The sequence below is a fragment of the Pantoea latae genome, from assembly GCF_002077695.1.
GTDB classification, from domain to species: domain Bacteria; phylum Pseudomonadota; class Gammaproteobacteria; order Enterobacterales; family Enterobacteriaceae; genus Pantoea; species Pantoea latae.
This window is the reverse complement of sequence record NZ_MWUE01000024.1, coordinates 24,589-41,478: the sequence shown is the minus strand read 5'-3', so window position 1 is coordinate 41,478 and position 16,890 is coordinate 24,589. Positions and strand designations below refer to the sequence as shown.

Annotated in this window: 16 protein-coding genes; 4 read left to right on the top strand and 12 right to left on the bottom strand. The window is 58.6% G+C overall.

The features are described from left to right. Positions 1-47 precede the first annotated feature (47 nt). Complete coding sequence (locus tag B2J69_RS16045) at positions 48-878, bottom strand: AraC family transcriptional regulator (protein WP_081140702.1); 831 nt, start codon at positions 876-878, stop codon at positions 48-50. A gap of 127 nt (positions 879-1,005) precedes the next feature. Here B2J69_RS16045 and B2J69_RS16040 point away from each other — a divergent pair, with 127 nt between their 5' ends. Next, positions 1,006-1,530 (top strand): isochorismatase family protein, encoded by a 525-nt coding sequence (locus tag B2J69_RS16040; RefSeq protein WP_081140651.1) that lies wholly within the window; start codon positions 1,006-1,008, stop codon positions 1,528-1,530. 51 nt (positions 1,531-1,581) lie between these two features. On the opposite strand, the gene B2J69_RS16035 is transcribed toward B2J69_RS16040, so the two are convergent. Further along, complete coding sequence (locus tag B2J69_RS16035) at positions 1,582-2,010, bottom strand: hypothetical protein (RefSeq protein WP_081140650.1); 429 nt, start codon at positions 2,008-2,010, stop codon at positions 1,582-1,584. Positions 2,011-2,740: 730 nt separating this feature from the next. Next, complete coding sequence (gene ssb1, locus B2J69_RS16030) at positions 2,741-3,295, bottom strand: single-stranded DNA-binding protein SSB1 (protein ID WP_081140649.1); 555 nt, start codon at positions 3,293-3,295, stop codon at positions 2,741-2,743. Between the two features lie 226 nt (positions 3,296-3,521). On the opposite strand from ssb1, the gene uvrA reads away from it, so the two are divergent. Both uvrA and B2J69_RS16020 read left to right on the top strand, forming a co-directional pair. Then, positions 3,522-6,350 carry an excinuclease ABC subunit UvrA gene (gene uvrA, locus B2J69_RS16025; RefSeq protein WP_081140648.1) on the top strand — a complete coding sequence of 943 codons (2,829 nt, stop codon included), beginning with the start codon at positions 3,522-3,524 and terminating at the stop codon, positions 6,348-6,350. A gap of 230 nt (positions 6,351-6,580) precedes the next feature. Then, positions 6,581-7,645 (top strand): NAD(P)-dependent alcohol dehydrogenase, encoded by a 1,065-nt coding sequence (locus tag B2J69_RS16020; RefSeq protein WP_081140647.1) that lies wholly within the window; start codon positions 6,581-6,583, stop codon positions 7,643-7,645. A gap of 36 nt (positions 7,646-7,681) precedes the next feature. Here the strand turns inward: B2J69_RS16020 and B2J69_RS16015 are convergent, their stop codons facing one another. From B2J69_RS16015 to dnaB, 6 genes are all read right to left on the bottom strand, one after another. Next, a complete protein-coding gene (locus B2J69_RS16015) occupies positions 7,682-8,017 on the bottom strand; it encodes an MmcQ/YjbR family DNA-binding protein (protein ID WP_081140646.1) in 336 nt (111 codons plus the stop codon). Continuing rightward, a complete protein-coding gene (locus B2J69_RS16010) occupies positions 8,014-8,436 on the bottom strand; it encodes a secondary thiamine-phosphate synthase enzyme YjbQ (protein WP_081140645.1) in 423 nt (140 codons plus the stop codon). The genes B2J69_RS16015 and B2J69_RS16010 overlap by 4 nt, the downstream gene beginning before the upstream one ends. Before the next feature lie 135 nt (positions 8,437-8,571). Continuing rightward, positions 8,572-9,765 carry an amino acid aminotransferase gene (locus B2J69_RS16005; RefSeq protein WP_094078522.1) on the bottom strand — a complete coding sequence of 398 codons (1,194 nt, stop codon included), beginning with the start codon at positions 9,763-9,765 and terminating at the stop codon, positions 8,572-8,574. 48 nt (positions 9,766-9,813) lie between these two features. After that, on the bottom strand, positions 9,814-10,428 hold the full coding sequence (locus B2J69_RS16000; protein ID WP_081140643.1) for a YitT family protein: 615 nt from the start codon (positions 10,426-10,428) through the stop codon (positions 9,814-9,816). 241 nt (positions 10,429-10,669) lie between these two features. Then, positions 10,670-11,161 (bottom strand): Lrp/AsnC family transcriptional regulator, encoded by a 492-nt coding sequence (locus B2J69_RS15995; protein WP_081140642.1) that lies wholly within the window; start codon positions 11,159-11,161, stop codon positions 10,670-10,672. A 123-nt stretch (positions 11,162-11,284) separates the two neighbouring features. Then, positions 11,285-12,691 carry a replicative DNA helicase gene (gene dnaB / locus B2J69_RS15990; RefSeq protein WP_081140641.1) on the bottom strand — a complete coding sequence of 469 codons (1,407 nt, stop codon included), beginning with the start codon at positions 12,689-12,691 and terminating at the stop codon, positions 11,285-11,287. 95 nt (positions 12,692-12,786) lie between these two features. On the opposite strand from dnaB, the gene B2J69_RS15985 reads away from it, so the two are divergent. Continuing rightward, a complete protein-coding gene (locus B2J69_RS15985) occupies positions 12,787-13,770 on the top strand; it encodes a quinone oxidoreductase (RefSeq protein ID WP_081140640.1) in 984 nt (327 codons plus the stop codon). 189 nt (positions 13,771-13,959) lie between these two features. On the opposite strand, the gene pspG is transcribed toward B2J69_RS15985, so the two are convergent. From pspG to B2J69_RS15970, 3 genes are all read right to left on the bottom strand, one after another. After that, on the bottom strand, positions 13,960-14,226 hold the full coding sequence (pspG, locus tag B2J69_RS15980) for an envelope stress response protein PspG (RefSeq protein ID WP_081140639.1): 267 nt from the start codon (positions 14,224-14,226) through the stop codon (positions 13,960-13,962). 175 nt (positions 14,227-14,401) lie between these two features. Further along, a complete protein-coding gene (gene dusA, locus B2J69_RS15975; protein WP_081140638.1) occupies positions 14,402-15,397 on the bottom strand; it encodes a tRNA dihydrouridine(20/20a) synthase DusA in 996 nt (331 codons plus the stop codon). A 106-nt stretch (positions 15,398-15,503) separates the two neighbouring features. Then, positions 15,504-16,754, bottom strand: a complete 1,251-nt coding sequence (locus B2J69_RS15970; protein WP_081140637.1) for a conjugal transfer protein TraF — start codon at positions 16,752-16,754, stop codon at positions 15,504-15,506. Positions 16,755-16,890: the final 136 nt, after the last annotated feature.

The following is a 16,890-nucleotide window of genomic DNA, read 5'->3' as shown; positions in this document are numbered from 1 at the left end:
GGAAGTGTGGCGGAAAACGGGGGGAAAAATCTTGTAGCAGATTGCGGTTAGCGCGCGCCGCGTACCTGTTTCTGATAGCGCACCGGGGTAATGCCGTAGCGCTGAGCGAAGGCGCGGGTCAGATGCGCCTGATCGCTCAGACCGACGCTCGCCGCCACGCTGGCCGCCGGCAGGCCGCGCGCCAGTAGCAGCTTGGCCTGATAGAGCCGATACGCCATCAGCATCTGATGCGGCGTCACGTGATAGCGCGCGCGGAAGGCGCGCAGAAAATGCCAGGGCGAGAGAGCGGCCTGCGCCGCCAGCTCCTCCAGCCTGATCGGCTCGGCCAGGTTATCGCGCAGATAGTCGCGCACCCGATCGAAGCGGTGTCCGCCCTCTTCTTTTCCCTTCTCCGCCATACGCGCCAGCGGCCGCAGCTGCGCCAGCAACTCGCCCAGCAGGCTCTGCCGCGCCAGCGGGCTCTCTGCCTGCCACAGCGCCGACAGCGTCTGCGACAGCGGCAGCGCCAGGCGAACGTCGGTGCGCAGCGCCTCGCTGAACCACCAGCCGCGATCGCCGGTCAGCTGCGCCATATCGTCCGGCTGAATATAGATCATCTGGTAACGCCAGCCCTCTTCGCAGGCGGATTCGCCGGTGTGCAGCTCGTCTGGGTTCATCATCACCAGCGAATGCCGCGGCGCGGTGTACTGCGCGCCGCGATAGCGGAAACGCTGCGCGCCCGACTCGATGGTGCCGATGCCAAACGCCTCATGGGTGTGCGGCTCAAAGGCGTAGCGGGAGATGTGCGCCTGATAAAGCTCAACGCCAGGCAGCTCGTCATGCTGACGGAACTGCGCGCGATCTTTTTCGCAGGGAAAGATAGCCGGAACGCCTTCCACCTCGATCTCCTCGTTAACCAGACAGGCGTTCAGCATGCCAGCGACAGCGGGCGAATTGCAAAACAGTTTTGCCATTTCGCGGCAACGCGGCGACACTGAGGCGCACCGTTCCCAGGGAGAAAGCAGGATGAACCAGCGAGTTGTTATCGTGGTCGATATGCAAAACGGCGTTTTCGCCGCGCCGCGTTTCGATCGCGCCGGTTGCACAGCGCGCATCAATCAGCTGATCGACGCCGCCGACATACCTCTCTTTATTACCCACCGCGAAGGCGAGATGCAGCCAGGCAGCGAGGCGTTCGCGCTGCTGCCGGAGCTGCGCCAGCCGGCAGGATCGCTCTACGTGACCAAAACCGCCTGCGACAGCTTCTGGCAAACCGAGCTGGCCGCCACGCTAACGCAGCTTAACGTCGAGAGCTTTGTGATTTGCGGCTGTGCGAGCGATTACTGCGTCGATACCACGGTGAAGGTTGGCGCGGGTCTGGGCTATCGCATTACCGTCGCCGCCGACGCGCACACCACGGCGGATCGCACTTACGCCAGCGCGCAGCAGCTGATTGGGCAACATAATGAGGTCTGGGCGGGCTTATCGCTGCCAGGGAATGTGCCGCAGGTCATCAGCACGGCGGAGATTTTAGCCGGCTGGGCCGGTTAGGCCTGGGTTAACAGACGAAAAAAAGGATCCCCGCAGGGATCCTGAAAGAACTTATTTGACGCTGGTGATGGTGCCTTTGTAGCCGGTGACAACCACATGGATTTTCTTGAACACGCCGTAGCTCTGCGTGGTGATTTCGTAACGCGGCGCGACGATCAGATCGGCGCCAGAGGCCTTAACGGCATTGTAGGCGGCAGCGGATTTAACCGAGGCGGAAGCGTCGGCGAAAGAGAGCGCGCCGCCGGTGCCGTACTCCACACCGTCAGCGTAGTGATCGCCCTCGCCCCACTTGATCAGACCGAACAGCACGTTAGCGGTGGCCTGGCCGCTGATTTTTTCGCCTACGGTGATATTGGCTTTTACGGAAGACTCAACCGTCCCGACCAGTGCAGAGGTCGGCTGGCTGGTATTATAAGAAGAACAACCGGTCAGTAACGCAAAGAGACCAGCTACGGCTACAAGTTTATATTTATTTGTCATCAGTTAACTCTTTCATCTATTAGGTGGGTATAACCGGGCGGGATTATGCCGTTATTGCGCCACGCTTTTTTGATAAATATCACTTTTTAGGTGAGATAAAAAATAATCCATATCAAATGGGAATAACTTTGTTTTTTATTGTCAAATTAAAATGAATGTTATTAACGTGAAGCAGGAAGAAATAAATAACAGGTTATCACCCTTATATTTTTACCGCTAATAATAACAGAGAGATTAAATAAAAAACCAGCAGACAAAATTACGCATAATTCATTTAAAATCAATGTCTTATATTAATTAACCAGAGTATGACCTTTACTCAGTGGCGTCGCACTGACGCTAATCTCCAGCACGAACGCGCTCTGGAAAATGATTATGCTTTGACGTTATCTGGAAAAAATCAGAAACGTATTTAAGGCGGGTAGTTATTTATTCACCAGAACGCCTTAGCGCTTATCCAGATAACTACAGGCGCAGAGGCGGCTATTTCAAGGCTTAGAGAAGCCTGTTCAAAAGAGAACGCCGGGAGCAGAAGCATTACATTTATTTTAACCGCACGTTTATAACGAAAGATATTTTATTTAATCTTTTTTAGAAAAGATTAAATAAAAGAGAGGAGAAGTTGCTAATAATTGTGTTAGCGAAAGCGCAGCGCGCGTTAATCAGGACAAAAAAAAGCCCCGTCTGAACGGGGCCTGAGATCACTGAGCGCTGAGCGCTGAGGTAACAATCAGAACGGGATATCGTCGTCGAAATCCATCGGCGGTTCGTTGTTGTTGCTTGCCGGCGCGCTCTGCGGCTGCGGACGCGACTGCGCGCCGCCGCTGAACTGGTTTCCGCCCTGCGGCTGCTGCGGCTGGCCCCAGCCGTTGTTGTTGTTGCCGCCGCTCTGACCGCCGCCCATCGGCGCGCCGCCTGCGCTGGCGCCGCCCTGCTGACGGCCGCCCAGCATCTGCATAGTGCCGCCGACGTTCACCACCACTTCGGTGGTGTAGCGATCCTGACCGCCCTGATCCTGCCATTTGCGCGTGCGCAGCTGGCCTTCGATATAGACCTGAGAACCTTTACGCAGATACTCGCCGGCCACTTCCGCCAGCTTGCCGAACAGCACCACGCGGTGCCACTCGGTGATCTCTTTGTTTTCACCGGTCTGCTTGTCACGCCAGCTTTCCGAGGTGGCCAGCGTAATGTTGGCAACCGCGCCACCATTCGGCATGTAGCGCACTTCCGGATCCTGACCCAGATTCCCGACAAGAATCACTTTATTTACGCCACGACTGGCCATGTTGCTCTCTCCCGATGAGTTAATGCTAAGAGTCTAAACGATCAATTCTACCACGTCCTGCTAAGCGATCCCACTTTCGAGCCGTCTCGCAGAAGCGCTCATTTTACACCCAAAAGGCAAAAAATACTGGATATTTAATCAGTCTATTTTTTGTGCCATAATATCGTGTTTACGCTAAATCGTGTCGCAAGGACACAGAGCGTGCTGCTTAATCCGGGAAAGGTGAATGGATAAGATCGAAGTTCGTGGTGCCCGCACCCATAATTTGAAAAACATCAACCTGATCATCCCTCGCGACAAACTCATAGTGGTCACCGGCCTGTCAGGCTCCGGCAAGTCCTCTCTGGCGTTTGATACGCTCTATGCGGAAGGTCAGCGCCGCTACGTAGAGTCGCTCTCTGCCTATGCGCGTCAGTTTCTCTCCCTGATGGAGAAGCCGGACGTCGACCATATCGAAGGTCTGTCGCCCGCAATCTCCATCGAGCAGAAGTCCACTTCACACAACCCACGCTCGACGGTCGGCACCATTACCGAGATCCACGACTATCTGCGCCTGCTGTTTGCCCGCGTAGGCGAGCCGCGCTGTCCGGATCATGACGTGCCGCTGGCGGCGCAGACCGTCAGCCAGATGGTGGATAACGTGCTGGCGCAGGAAGAGGGCCGTCGCCTGATGCTGCTGGCGCCGGTGGTAAAAGATCGCAAGGGCGAGCACACCAAAACCCTGGAAAACCTGGCGGCGCAGGGCTATATCCGCGCGCGCATCGACGGCGAAGTGTGCGATCTCTCCGATCCGCCGAAGCTGGAGCTGCAGAAGAAGCACACCATTGAGGTGGTAATCGATCGCTTCAAGGTGCGCGAGGATCTGGCGACGCGCCTCGCCGAGTCGTTTGAAACCACGCTGGAGCTGTCCGGCGGCACGGCGATCGTCGCCGATATGGACGACGCGAACGCAGAAGAGCTGCTCTTCTCCGCTAACTTCGCCTGCCCCATCTGCGGCTACAGCATGCGCGAGCTGGAGCCGCGTCTCTTCTCGTTCAACAACCCGGCGGGCGCCTGCCCGACCTGCGACGGTCTGGGCGTACAGCAATATTTCGATCCCGACCGCGTGGTGCAGAACGGCGAGCTGTCGCTGGCCGGCGGCGCGATCCGCGGCTGGGACCGCCGTAACTTCTATTACTTTCAGATGCTGCGCTCGCTGGCAGAGCACCTCAAGTTCGATGTCGAAGCGCCGTTCAACACCCTGAGCGAGAAAGCGCAGCAGGTGATCCTGTACGGCTCCGGCAAAGAGAGCATTGAATTTAAGTACATCAACGATCGCGGCGATACCTCGGTGCGCCGCCATCCGTTCGAAGGCGTGCTGCACAATATGGAGCGCCGCTATAAAGAGACGGAGTCCACCGCGGTACGCGAAGACCTGGCGAAGTTTATCAGCAACCGCGCCTGCGCCAGCTGTGAAGGCACCCGTCTGCGTCGCGAAGCGCGCCACGTGTTCGTCGAGAACACCAGTCTGCCGACCATCTCTGATATGAGCATCGGCCACGCGATGGACTTCTTCCGCAACCTGAAGCTGAGCGGCCAGCGCGCTAAAATCGCCGAAAAAGTGCTGAAAGAGATTGGCGATCGCCTGAGCTTCCTGGTAAACGTCGGCCTGAACTACCTGTCGATGTCGCGCTCCGCAGAGACGCTCTCCGGCGGCGAAGCGCAGCGTATCCGCCTGGCGAGCCAGATCGGCGCGGGCCTGGTGGGCGTGATGTACGTGCTGGACGAGCCCTCTATCGGCCTGCATCAGCGCGACAACGAGCGTCTGCTCAGCACCCTGATCCACCTGCGCGATCTCGGCAACACCGTGATTGTGGTGGAGCATGATGAAGACGCCATTCGCGCGGCGGACCACGTGATCGATATCGGCCCCGGCGCAGGCGTGCACGGCGGCCAGATTGTCGCTGAAGGCACGGTGCATGAAATCATGGCGGTGGAAGAGTCACTGACCGGCCAGTTCCTTAGCGGCAAGCGTGAGATTGCGGTGCCGAAAGAGCGCGTGAAAGGCGATCCAGCGAAGACGCTGAAGCTGAGCGGCGCGCGCGGCAACAACCTGAAAGATGTGACGCTGACGCTGCCGGTCGGCCTGTTTACCTGTATCACCGGCGTCTCCGGCTCGGGTAAATCGACGCTGATCAACGATACGCTGTTCCCTATCGCCCAGCGCCACCTGAACGGCGCGACCACCGGCGAAGCGGCGCCCTATCGCGAGATCAACGGGCTTGAGCACTTCGACAAAGTGATCGATATCGACCAGAGCCCTATCGGCCGTACGCCGCGCTCTAACCCGGCGACCTACACCGGCATCTTTACCCCGGTGCGCGAGCTGTTCGCCGGCGTGCCGGAAGCGCGTTCGCGCGGCTACAATCCGGGCCGCTTCAGCTTCAACGTGCGCGGCGGCCGCTGCGAAGCCTGTCAGGGCGACGGCGTGCTGAAGGTAGAGATGCACTTCCTGCCTGATATCTACGTGCCGTGCGATCAGTGTAAAGGCAAGCGCTATAACCGCGAGACGCTGGAGATCAAATACAAAGGCAAGAGCATCCACGAAGTGCTGGAGATGACCATCGAAGAGGCGCGCGAGTTCTTCGACGCGGTGCCGGCGCTGGCGCGTAAGCTGCAGACGCTGATAGACGTTGGACTCTCCTACATCCGCCTCGGCCAGTCGGCAACCACGCTCTCCGGCGGCGAGGCGCAGCGCGTTAAGCTGGCGCGCGAGCTGTCGAAGCGCGGCACCGGCCAGACGCTCTATATCCTCGATGAGCCGACCACTGGTCTGCACTTCGCCGATATCGCCCAGCTGCTGGAAGTGCTGCATCAGCTGCGCGATCAGGGCAATACCATTGTGGTGATTGAGCATAACCTTGACGTGGTCAAGACGGCCGACTGGATCGTCGATCTTGGCCCGGAAGGCGGCAGCGGCGGCGGCGAGATCCTTGTCGCCGGCACGCCGGAAACCGTGGCGGAGTGCGAGAAGTCGCATACCGCACGCTTCCTGAAGCCCTTGTTGAAAAAGTAAAACTACTCCAGGCCCGCACTGTGCGGGCCTTTTTTTTGCTGCTTATTCCGCGCGATAAAAACAGAATCAGGCAAGATTCATGCATGTATAGGCATAGCCGCGCTGGCGTTCTGTGACTATCCTTTTAAGCGTTCCTCACTGGCGCGCCCAACCGGCGTCGCTCTCTTAGCGCAGCGCACCTTGCGCCGCTCATCTTCTAAAAATCACGACACCCCGAACCTGGAGACACCATGAATATTACGCACGCCTACGCTGCTCAGGACGCGAAATCTAAGCTGGCGCCGTTCGATTACACCCCGCGCGCGCTGCGCGCGCACGATGTACAAATTGAAGTGTTGTTCTGCGGCGTTTGTCACTCTGACCTGCATCAGGCCCGCAACGAATGGAAAAACACCCTTTTTCCGGTCGTGCCGGGACATGAAATCGTTGGCCGCGTCACCGCCGTCGGCGATCACGCCAGCAAATATAAAGTGGGCGATCTGGTAGGCGTCGGCTGTATGGTCGACTCCTGTCGCAGCTGCCCAAGCTGTCAGGAAGGGCTGGAGCAGTACTGCGAAGTCGGCTTCGTCGGCACCTACAACGGTCAGGATCGCGAAACCGGCGACGTTACCTACGGCGGCTACTCAACGGCCGTGGTGGTCGACGAAAACTTCGTGCTGCGCGTGCCGGAAAACCTCGATCTGGCGGGCGTCGCGCCGCTGCTGTGCGCCGGCATCACCACCTATTCGCCGCTGCGCCACTGGAACGTCGGTCCGGGCAAAAAAGTCGGCATCGTCGGCCTGGGCGGTCTGGGCCATATGGGCGTGAAAATCGCGCACGCCATGGGCGCGCATGTGGTGCTGTTCACCACGTCACCGTCGAAAATCGAAGACGGCAAGCGCCTGGGCGCAGATGAAGTGGTGATCTCGAAAGATGCGGATCAGATGGCGCAGCACGCCAACAGCTTTGATTTCATCCTGAACACCGTGGCGGCGCAGCACGATCTCAACCCGTTTATCGCCCTGTTGAAACGCGACGGCAATATGACGCTGGTGGGCGCGCCAGAGCACGATCACCCGGCGCCGCAGGTGTTTAACCTGATCATGAAACGTCGCAGCATCGCTGGTTCGCTGATCGGCGGCATCGCCGAAACGCAGGAGATGCTCGATTTCTGCGGCAAGCACGGCCTTACGTCCGATATCGAACTGATCGCGATGAACCAGATTAACGAAGCCTATGAGCGTATGCTGAAAAGCGACGTGAAATATCGTTTCGTCATTGATATCAATACGCTGCGCGACGAAGCAGCAGCGTAACCCCCCTGACGCGCGGCGCAGTGCCGCGCGTTTCTGCTAGACGCCCGCCGCTCGGGTGGCGCCTGCCTGCTGATAAGAGGCATCCACCAGATAGTAAATTTGCGAATCTTTTAGCGATCCGTCCAGCAGCAGCGTGCTCCAGTGCGTCTTATTCAGATGCTCACTGGGAACCACATCGCTGTGCGCTTCGCGCAGCAGCTCCGCCAGCGCAGGCGTGGTTTTCAGCGACAGCGCCGGACGCCCGTTAACCTCATGCACCATGGCGAACAGCACCCCGCCGCTTTTGATCTGCGTCGCTTTCCAGTCGCTGTGGACGCTCTGCTCCGCGTCCGGCTTGCTCATACAGTAGGTCAGTAGATCTGACGTGTTCATGTCGACTCCCCTTGTAATGTGGCGACGATGCGTCGCGCGCCGCCGTGTATGCGATGTTCTCCTAACCAGATGCCCTGCCAGGTGCCCAGCATCAGTTTGCCGCGCTGAACCGGCAGCAGCAGCGAGACGCCGAGCAAGGAGGATTTGATATGCGCCGGCATATCGTCGCGCCCTTCATAGTCGTGCTGGTAAGGCGCCTCTTCGGGAACGTGGCGCATAAAATGGTTTTCCATATCGCTGCGCACCGTGGGATCGCAGTTTTCATTCAGCGTCAGCGATGCGGAGGTGTGCTGCAGCAGCAGGTGCAGCAGGCCAGTTTGCAGCTGCGCCAGCGCCGGGATCTGGCTGACAATCTCGTCGGTGACCAGATGAAAACCGCGCGATTTCTCACCGAGCGTGAGGGTTTGTTGATGCCACATGCGATGTTCCTGAGTTAATAACACCGTTTAAGTGTGCAATAAGTCGCGGAAAGGTAAACCTGAAGGCGAAAAAAAACCGCCAGCCTGCGCTGACGGTTTGTCTCTGGAACAAGGTAGAGACGCGGGTGATTTCGCTTACATCACGGCGGCAAACGCCTGCGCTACCTGCTGTACATTATTGCTGTTAAGACCGGCGACGCAGATACGGCCGCTGCCGACCAGATAGATGCCGAACTCTTCGCGCAGGCGATCGACCTGCTGAGCGCTCAGGCCGGTATAGCTGAACATGCCGCGCTGCTTCAGCAGATAGTCGAAGTTTTTGCCCGGCAGCGCGGTGCTGAGCACATCCACCAGCGTTTTACGCATGGCGATAATACGCAGGCGCATCGCTTCTACTTCCGCCAGCCAGTTCGCTTTCAGGGCGGCGTCGTTCAGCACGCGCGCCACCACCTGCGCGCCGAAGTTCGGCGGGCTGGAGTAGTTGCGGCGTACCGTCGCCTTCAGCTGGCCCAGCACGCGGCCTGCTTCGTCGGCGCTGTCGCAGACGATAGAGAGGCCGCCGACGCGCTCGCCATACAGTGAGAAAATCTTCGAGAAGGAGTTGCTGACCAGCGCCGGCAGGCCCGCGGCGGCGATAGCGCGGATAGCGTAGGCGTCCGCTTCCATGCCCGCGCCGAAGCCCTGATAGGCGATATCCAGGAACGGGATCAGCTCCTGCGCTTTCAGCACCTCGACGGTCTGGTCCCACTGCGCGTCAGTGAGATCGGCGCCGGTCGGGTTATGACAGCAGGGATGCAGCAGCACGATGCTCCTCGTCGGCAGCGCGCTCAGCGCGGCGAGGAAGGCGTCGAATTTCACGCCGTTGGTTTCGGCGTCGTACCACGGATAGGTATTCACCTCGAAGCCGGCGCCGTTGAAAATCGCCACGTGGTTGTCCCAGGTCGGGTCGCTGACCCAGACGCCAGAATTCGGGAAATAGCGCTTGAGGAAATCCGCGCCCACTTTCAGCGCGCCGGAGCCGCCCAGCGTCTGAATTGACGCAATGCGGTTCGCCTTCAGCATCGGGTGTTCCGCGCCAAACAGCAGCGGCGCAATGGCGCTGCGGTAGGCGTTGAGGCCTTCCATCGGCAGATAGAGCGACGCCTGCTGCGGCTCGGCCTTGAGCTGCTCTTCTGCGGCGGCGACCGCCTGGAGCTGAGGAATGATGCCCTGCTCGTCGTAGTAGAGGCCGATGCTGAGATTGACTTTATGAGCGCGCGGATCCTGTTTAAAGGTTTCCATCAGCGACAGAATCGGATCGCCGGCGTAGGCATCAACGTTTTGAAACACGGTGCAGATCTCCATGAGTGGTCGTAAAAAACAGAGGTGTATGCAGCATTAAACCATGTACCGTCCGGGACGATGGTTCATGGCGATAATCAGGTTAAGGATCACCGCGCCCGCCACCGATGCCAGCAGCATCGGCACGCTGACGACGAACAGTGACGCCAGCACGACGCAGGTGTCGACGGCCATTTGCAGTTTTCCGGCGCGCAGACCGGTACGATCCTGCAGCCACAGCGCCAGAATATTGATTCCGCCCAGGCTCGCTTTATGACGAAACAACACTATAAACCCAATGCCCATGATCACGTTACCGAACAGTGTCGCATAAAAGGGATTGAGCGCGGAAAAGTGCACGAACAGCGGGTGAAGATGGGTGAAGAGCGAGACCAGACCCACCGCGCAGAAGGTTTTCAGGGTGAATTCCCATCCCATGCGGCGCACCGCCAGCCAGTAGAACGGCAGGTTGATCAGGAAAAAGGCGCTGCCGAACGAGAGCGGCGACAGGTAGCTGATTAAAAAGGCGATGCCGGCGGTGCTGCCGGTCAGTGCGCCCGCCTGTTTCAACATAATGACGCCGAAAGAGACCATCAGCGTGCCGAGCAGGATCGCCAGCGCGTCTTCAATGCGCGAATGGGGAATGCGGGTAGGTTCAACGACGTTATCCATCAGGTAATCTCATTGCAGTCAAAGGCAGAAAAGAGTGCCGGTTAAATGCAAAAAACGCACCATACCGTCGGCTTTGTGCCGCCTTCGGCAGGTGCCAGTGATTATCCAGTTGATAACTAAGGCGCTTTTATTGCGTATTTTTGCGCACGCCTTGCGGCAAAACCGTCAATTCATGCACAAATTCGGGAAACTGTGCGTACCTTTTGCATTAGCTGGCCATCGGGCGCACCAAATAAGCGCATCATGCACTCTTTTGGCGCACTTTGTGCTCGGGCGACATCATCAGGCCGTTCTCTTTCAGGCGGCCCAGCACCACCGAGGTTTTTACGTGGGAGACGCTTTGATGCCCTGCCACCAACTGGCTGATCAGCGCGCTCAGCGAAGCGAGGTCCGCCACCGCCACCTTGAGCAGATAATCGGCGTCGCCGGTGGTTTTATAGGCGTCGACGATCGCCTCTTCCTGCTCCACCATGCGATGAAAGCTGTCGACATATTCAGCGGTATGATTAATCAGCCGCACCTCAATCAGTCCCACCATGCCCAGGCCAATCGCATCTGGCGACAGACGCGCATGGTAGCCGAGGATTAAATTCGCCTGTTCGAGGTTGATGCGGCGACGCGAACATTGCGAGGCTGACAGGCCCACCAGATCGCTCAGTTCCTGATTGGTTAAGCGGCCGTTGGATTGTAATAAGGTCAGTATTTTCAGGTCGTAATCATCTACGTGAGTCATGCTGCTTCCAGTGCGTAAACGTGCGCTGTGATACAGATAACCCGATTAACGGCGGGGTTGTCCAACACTATTTTCTGATGATGCGAGGCGGCATGCACAGATCGTGCATGCCGTGCGGCGAGCTTATTCGTCGTCGTAGGCCGGACCAGCGTAGTTATCAAAGCGCGACCACTGACCGTTAAAGGTCAGGCGCACCGTGCCGATTGGACCGTTACGCTGTTTACCCAGGATAATCTCGGCGATGCCTTTGAGATCGCTGTTTTCGTGGTAAACCTCATCGCGGTAGATAAACATAATCAGGTCGGCGTCCTGCTCGATAGAGCCTGACTCACGCAGATCGGAGTTGACCGGACGTTTATCGGCGCGCTGCTCCAGCGATCGGTTCAGCTGCGACAGCGCCACCACCGGCACGTTGAGTTCTTTCGCCAGCGCCTTCAGCGAGCGCGAGATCTCGGCAATCTCCAGCGTACGGTTGTCGGAGAGCGCCGGCACGCGCATCAGCTGCAGGTAGTCGATCATGATCATGCTCAGGCCGCCGTTTTCGCGGAAGATGCGTCGCGCGCGCGAACGCACTTCGGTCGGCGTCAGGCCGGAAGAGTCGTCGATATACATATTCTTCTTCTCCAGCAGGATGCCCATGGTGCCGGAGATGCGCGCCCAGTCCTCGTCGTCGAGCTGGCCGGTACGAATGCGGGTCTGATCGACGCGCGACAGCGACGCCAGCATACGCATCATGATCTGCTCGCTGGGCATTTCGAGGCTGAAGATCAACACCGGCTTGTCGTGCAGCATCGCGGCGTTTTCGCACAGGTTCATGGCGAAGGTGGTTTTACCCATCGACGGACGCGCCGCGACGATAATCAGATCCGAGGGCTGCAGGCCGGCGGTCTTTTTATTCAGATCCTGATAGCCGGTATCGACGCCGGTGACGCCGTCGTGCGGCGTCGACACCAGCGATTCGATGCGCGACACCGTGGCCTCCAGCACTTCCTGGATGTTCTTCGGCCCTTCATCCTTGTTGGCGCGCGACTCGGCGATCTTGAATACGTTGGACTCGGCGAAGTCGAGCAGCTCGTCGCTGTTGCGGCCCTGAGGATCGTAGCCGGCGTCAGCGATCTGATTCGCCACCGAGATCATCTCGCGCACTACCGCGCGTTCACGCACGATATCCGCATAGGCGCCGATGTTCGCCGCGCTGGGGGTATTTTTCGCCAGCTCCGCCAGATAGGCGAATCCGCCCGCCATCTCCAGCTCGCCACGCGTTTCCAGCGACTCCGACAGGGTGATGAGATCGATGGGCTGGCCCGCTTCCAGCAGACGCTGCATCTCGGAAAAGATCAGACGGTGCGAGCGGTTGAAGAAGTCTTCCGCCACGACGCGCTCGGAGACGTTGTCCCAGCGCTCGTTATCCAGCATCAACCCACCCAGCACCGACTGCTCCGCTTCAATCGAGTGCGGCGGCATTTTGATACCTTCCAGCTGCCGGTCGGGCGTGTCGTTCGATTTGTTGGTGGGTTTATTTCCTGCCATAGTGAGTGCAATACCGATCTTCTGAGGGGACGCGCCAGTATACCTTATGGCGGCGCGCCTCTCACGCCTCATGTTGAACAATCACAGGAGTAAAAATGGCAAAGCGTATTCAGTTCACCGCGCCGGGCGGGCCTGAGGTATTGCAATGGGTAGACGTCGATCCTGCCGATCCTGCTGAACGCGAAGTGCAGGTTGAGAACCGCGCCATCGGCATTAACTATATCGATACCTACGTGCGCAGCGGGCTTTATCCGGTCGCCGCCCTGCCTTCGGGCCTTGGCACCGAGGCGGCGGGCGTGGTGAAACGCGTCGGCAGCGCGGTGACGCGCTTTAAGCCGGGCGATCGCGTGGTCTACTGCCAGGCGGCGCTGGGCGCCTACAGCGAACTGCACAACGTGGCGGAGGATCGCCTGATGCTGCTGCCGGATGCCATCAGCTTCGAACAGGGCGCCGCCAGCTTTCTGAAGGGGCTAACCGTGCACTATCTGCTGCGCCAGACCTATCAGGTGAAGCCGGATGAAGTTTTCCTGTTTCATGCGGCGGCGGGCGGCGTCGGCCTGATCGCCTGCCAGTGGGCGAAAGCGCTTGGCGCGCACCTGATCGGCACCGTCGGCTCGGCGGAAAAAGCCGCACTGGCGAAAGCGGCGGGCGCCTGGGCGACCATCAACTATCGCGAAGAGAATATCGCCGAGCGCGTCAGCCAGTTCACTGACGGCAAAAAAGTGGCGGTGGTGTACGATTCGGTGGGGAAAGATACCTGGGAAGCGTCGCTCGACTCGCTGCGTCGTCAGGGACTGATGGTGAGTTTTGGTAATGCTTCCGGGCCGGTGACCGGCGTCGATTTAAGCGTGCTCAACCAGAAAGGCTCGCTGTTTGTCACTCGTCCCTCGCTCTACGGCTATATCACCACGCGTGACGAGCTGGAGCACGCCAGCAACGATCTTTTCTCGCTGCTGGCCAGCGGCGCCATCAAGGTCGAGGTGCCGGAGCAGCAGAAATTCCCTTTAAAAGAGGCGGCGCGGGCGCATCAGACGCTGGAGAGCCGCAGCACCCAGGGCTCCAGCCTGCTTATTCCCTGATCTCTAAATGCAAGCGGGGCTTCCCGTAGGAAGCCCCTTTTCTTTTTATCGTTCGCGCTGGTGTAGGGACAGCGGCGATGAATGCTTGTCGACTCAACGGCAATCATCCTGGCAGAAAACATAAGTAAAAAATATGTTTAATTGCAAAACCGGCATAAGCAGGTTGTTACTCTGTGATCGCACCCGCAATTAATAGCCGCGACGACGATCTAACCTGCTGATTTTGCGACGCAGCTTACGTCGTGCCCGTTCACGATCGTCGCCGCAAAAGGCGCGATACACCCAGGCGGCCACCAGCGCCAACACCAGCCACGGCAACAGTTTGATTACAAGTGCAAATAGCCCGCCGACAAACATCAGCAGCGTCGCCACCACCAGCGCCGCCAGCACGCCCAGCAGCGAGACGCCGGTCACCAGCAGCATCAGAAAAAAGCCCAGAACGAATAAAATTTCCACGTTGCTACTCCTCTTGTTATTTCTACAGCGTTATTACAAGAAGCGTGCCAGATTATAAATAATTGAAAATAAAGATAAAACCTCACTCGTCGCGCTCTGACACTAGTGAAATTCACCGTTTTATGGCGTAAAAAAAACCAGCCCTGAGGCTGATTTTTCAACATTACGGCTATGATCAGGCTTCCTGCGGGATTTTATCCGCCACCAGCGCCAGCGCGGCTTCCAGCACGCGCACGTCCGCGCCCGGCTTGTGCGCGTTCTCGCTCAGGTAGCGACGCCACTGGCGCGCACCGGGAATGCCCTGGAACAGGCCGAGCATATGGCGCGTCACATGGCCCAGATAGGTGCCCTTCGCCAGCTCCGCCTCGATATAGGGATACATGCTGCGTACCACCGCGACCGGATCGGCCATCGGTGTGTCGCGGCCAAACAGCTCGCGATCGACCTGCGCCAGCAGGCCAGGATTCTGGTACGCCTCACGTCCCATCATCACGCCGTCGAGATGCTGCAGATGGGCTTTCGCCTCCTCCAGCGTTTTTACGCCGCCGTTGATGGCGACAGTCAGCTGCGGAAAATCACGCTTCAGCTGATAAACGCGCGGATAGTCGAGCGGCGGGATCTCGCGGTTCTCTTTAGGGCTCAACCCGGAAAGCCAGGCCTTGCGCGCATGGATAATAAAGGTGTCGCAGCCGCCGCGCTGCGCCACGGTGCCAATAAAATCGGTGAGAAATTCATAGCTGTCCTGCTGATCGATGCCAATACGGGTTTTAACCGTCACCGGGATCGAGACCACCTGGCGCATCGCGTCGATACATTCAGCCACCAGCGAGGCTTCCCCCATCAGGCAGGCGCCGAAGCGGCCGTTCTGCACGCGATCGGACGGACAGCCGACGTTGAGGTTCACCTCATCGTAACCGCGCTCCTCCGCCAGCTTCGCGCACTGCGCCAGCGCCGCCGGATCGCTGCCGCCGAGCTGCAGCGCAACCGGATGTTCCGCTTCGCTATAGGCCAGATAGTCGCCCTTGCCGTGAATAATGGCGCCGGTGGTGACCATTTCAGTGTACAGCAGGGTATCGCCGGTCAGCTGGCGATGAAAATAACGACAGTGTCGGTCAGTCCAGTCGAGCATCGGCGCGATGGAAAAACGTTGCGAGGAGAAAGAATTGCTCATGAAGCGCAGAAAATCCGTTAAGGGTGATGATAATCTGCGCAAGGATAGCACACTAACGGCCTGCCGGGCGACTCTGCGTCGCCCGGTTTAGGTCAGACTACGGCCGTCAGAAGTTAAAGCCGAGCTGCATCATCGCGCCCCAGGTGTTGTTGTCGCCCACCGAGCCAGCCAGATCCAGATGCACCGCGTTGTGGAACGGCGAAACGCCAAAACCGGCGGTAAAGACGTTTTCATCGGCGGATTTCATATCCGCGCGGTAGCCGGCGCGCAGCGCCAGCCAGTCCAGCACGCGGTACTCGCCGCCGACGCCAGCGTACTGGCTGTTGGCCTGCGATTTAAAGCGTTTAGTTTCGGTCAGGTCCACGTCCAGCGCGGCGGTAAAGGGACCGCCGCTCCATGACAGGCCAGAGGTCACCAGCGGACGGATCTGATAGGTATCGCGGTAGCCGTTGGTCTCTTTCGTCTGCAGATCGCGCGACACCAGGTTCTGTCCGGTGACGCCCAGCGTCCAGTTGTCGCCCAGCGGCGTCGCCAGACCGGCATCAATGTTGAAGCCGGTGTTGTCGTTACGATAGCGGCTGCCGTTGAGGTCGTTTTTATCGTAGTTATAGATGCTGGCGGTGTAGTTATAGAGCCAGGTTTTCTGGATTTTCGGCGTCACCCCAAGCGAAACTGGATGGCCCGCCACGCTGAATTCGTGCGCCACGGCAATACCGTAGTCGGTGGTCAGCGCCGCCAGGCCGTTGGCGCTGGAGCGCAGGTTATTCTGGTCGCCCGGCACGGGAATGACGCTGCCATTTGCCACGCCGTCCAGATAGGCGATATCGCTCTGCGCCACGTTAGCGCGCAGGTGCACCGTGCCGTACGCCTTGGTGATAAAGGCGAACGGCAGGGTTTCGTTAGGCACCGTTACCGCCAGCGCCACACCCGCCGTGGCGTTAGCCTTGTTGCCGCGCAGGTCGCGCAGCTGGTTCGCGACGTCGCCAGACGCCGCCTTGAGCTGCGGATAGCCGTTGAGATAGTCGCTAAACGTCAGATTGTTGATCACGTCGCGATAGCGATCGACGGTATCGCTGATGTCATCAACTTTGTCGACCATCTTGTCTTTATCGGTAATCTGCAGGCCAGCAGAGGGGAAAATAATGCCGACGTTATCGTCCGGCTGGGCACGCGTCATCAGCGCCGGGTTCGCCAGCACGGCGGAACTCCACGTAGAGGATGCGACACCCGTGCCGCCCATAGCGTCGTTGCGCGCATCATACCAGGTGCCCGCAGCTATCGCCGAAGAAGAGATAAAAAGCGCATTTAAAACAACAGGAGATAAAAGCGCTGCGCGCCGGATAGTTTTGTTCGCCATTTGTCTGCCATCACCTTGATCAGGAAAACATTCATCATCGAATTTGTCGTTAGCGCTATTGTGAATTGTGGCTAACGGTTCATTGCTGTGAATTCAGTCGAAACAGCGCTGTTATTCGCCGGATTGGATGATTTAG